A 2,260-nucleotide genomic window follows, 5' to 3' on the forward strand; every position below is an offset into this window, starting at 1 on the left:
CAGGGGAATCTGCTCCCACTTCTTCACCACCATCTCTCCCCCATCCTCGCTGCTGATTTCCTCATGATTCGAGATCGAATGCTGATCGCAGCGCCCTGCTCAACAACACTTCCTGAGCCGGCAGGAGAAATCCTCGGTTCGCACCGAGTGCCGACACGGGGATGGTCGTCACCCCGTCGCAGTCGGCAACAGATCCGTCCTCGACGCCGTTGCCTTCACCTAAACTCAGTTCGGTCGACAACCCCCGCCCCTTCGAACGAATGGGGGCAACAGTGACCGTCCCCAGGTGGGGCCGAACCAATTCCCTCGTCAGGACCAACACCGGACAAAGATCTCCGAGTTGCGCCTCGTGGATCGGGCGCACTCAGTTCTTCTTCCCGTGCGCGGCAGCGATATTCACATCGCTACCCGCGCCGTCAGACAGGATCTCCACGTCGCGGACCGCCAACTGTCGACGCTGCTCACGCTCCAACGCTCGAAGCACGACTTGAGCACGGCTTTTCGCACGCCCACCGCTGACCTCACTGTCGAGAAACGCCACGATGTCCTCGGGTAGCCGTACCGCGATCTGCGTACTCATAACCATCATGATACCGAATTGGGATGTAAACCGGTACCAGTCCCACATCCATTCATCTCCTTGCAACCACCGCCCCTGAGACTCCCGGTGCCGGGGACTGCCGGCCGAACGTCCGTGGATTGTCCGACCGTCAGTGCCCCGATTACTCGGCGCCGTACAACTCGGCGGTGTAATGCCCCTCCCCATTGCATGTGGCTTCTTCCCAATCGACGCCCAACGCGTCGGCCAGGTGGTGCGCATCGGAGAGGAAATCCGCGAACACGGTGGGCAATTCTTCGGTGCCGCGGGTCTATCTCTTTAACGGTGTTTCGGCGGTTTTCCATCAGTAAGTTTCCGATCCCGGCCAACGATCGGCGAACGTGATCGCAAACGCGTTCAGAGCGGGCTTCCACCTCGTTATCCATCGTGCCTGGCCCTTGCCTGTCGGGTCGAGCGAACGTGTCACCAAATACAGACACTTCAGCGCAGCCGCCTCGGTAGGGAAATGGCCACGAGCTTTCACCGCCCTCCGATAGCGGGCATTGAGGGACTCAATCGCGTTGGTAGAGCAGAGCACTCGCCGTATCTCTGTGTCGTAATCGAGGAACGGAATGAACTCCTGCCAAGCGTTGGTCCACAATCGGATGATCGCCGGATACCTCTCACCCCAGTGCTCGGCGAGATCGTCCAGCCCCGCGTGAGCGGCAGCCTCGGTCGGTGCCGTGTAGATCGGTCTGAGATCGTGTTTGAGTGCGTCCCAGTGTTGACGTCCCGAGAGCCGAAAGGTGTTGCGGATCAAATGCACGACGCACGTTTGTACCGTCGTGGCCGGCCATACGTTCTCGACGACTTCCGGCAGGCCTTTCAATCCGTCGCAGACCAGGAAGAACACATCCCGAGTGCCGCGATTGCGAATGTCCGTCAGCACGGACATCCAGAATTTGGCGCCCTCACCGCCGGTGCCGGCCCACAATCCGAGCACGTCGCGCCGTCCGTCGAGACTGACGCCGATCGCCGCGTAGATCGGCCGGTTTGCGACCTGCCCGTCTCGAACTTTGACGACGATCGCATCGACGAAAACTGCCGCGTACACCTCGTCGAGCGGACGGGCAGACCAGTCCTGCATCTCCTCGAGGACCTTGTCGGTGATCCGCGAGATGGTCTCCTTCGAGACCGAGGCCCCGTAGATTTCAGCGAAATGCGAACTGATTTCACCAGTCGTTAATCCTTTGGCGTACAACGACAACACGATCTCATCGACCCCGTTCAATCGACGTTGGCGTTTCTTGACGATCTGCGGCTCGAACGTCCCTTCCCGATCACGAGGGACCTCGATCGGGACATGCCCACTGGCCTCGGTCAACACCGTTTTCGACCGAGTCCCGTTGCGAATATTCGTAGACTCCCGATCGGCCGGAGCTTGGTTCTTGTCGTGCCCGAGGTGCTCGGTCATCTCCTCGTTCAGTGCGGTTTCCAGAACGGTTTTGGTGAACTGCTTGAGCAAACCGTCCGGCCCGGTCAGCGACAGGCCCTGCTCCTTGGCCAGGCGCACCAACTCCGCGGCCGCCGCAGCTTCCGCGGAGGGCTCGGCCCTCTTCTTCGTAACATTCTCCAGTGTCGTCATCTCGGCACCTCCTCGCCGAGCATTCACTCAGCGTCTCGGGCCAAAACACCGATTACGAAACAGTCCCCGGACGCAGG

Annotated in this window: 3 protein-coding genes; all 3 read right to left on the reverse strand. The window is 60.4% G+C overall.

Translation table 11 applies throughout. The features are described from left to right. Nucleotides 1-61: 61 nt before the first annotated feature. The 3 genes from ABT116_RS43195 to ABT116_RS43205 all read right to left on the reverse strand — a co-directional run bounded on the left by ABT116_RS43195 (nucleotide 62) and on the right by ABT116_RS43205 (nucleotide 2,183). Entirely contained in the window at nucleotides 62-364 is a 303-nt protein-coding gene (locus ABT116_RS43195; RefSeq protein ID WP_003941269.1) for a type II toxin-antitoxin system PemK/MazF family toxin, read from the reverse strand. Next, a complete protein-coding gene (locus tag ABT116_RS43200; RefSeq protein WP_003941254.1) occupies nucleotides 365-580 on the reverse strand; it encodes a hypothetical protein in 216 nt (71 codons plus the stop codon). 322 nt (nucleotides 581-902) lie between these two features. Next, a complete protein-coding gene (locus ABT116_RS43205; RefSeq protein WP_030537341.1) occupies nucleotides 903-2,183 on the reverse strand; it encodes an IS256 family transposase in 1,281 nt (426 codons plus the stop codon). Between the last annotated feature and the right edge of the window lie 77 nt (nucleotides 2,184-2,260).

It is taken from the genome of Streptomyces sp. NPDC002130, from assembly GCF_040296465.1.
Taxonomy (GTDB): domain Bacteria; phylum Actinomycetota; class Actinomycetes; order Streptomycetales; family Streptomycetaceae; genus Streptomyces.

Bases quoted from the DNA above. Each gene is read 5' to 3' on its own strand.
- ABT116_RS43200 (WP_003941254.1), bottom strand. From the start codon at position 580: ATGAGTACGCAGATCGCGGTACGGCTACCCGAGGACATCGTGGCGTTT.
- ABT116_RS43205 (WP_030537341.1), bottom strand. From the start codon at position 2,183: ATGACGACACTGGAGAATGTTACGAAGAAGAGGGCCGAGCCCTCCGCG.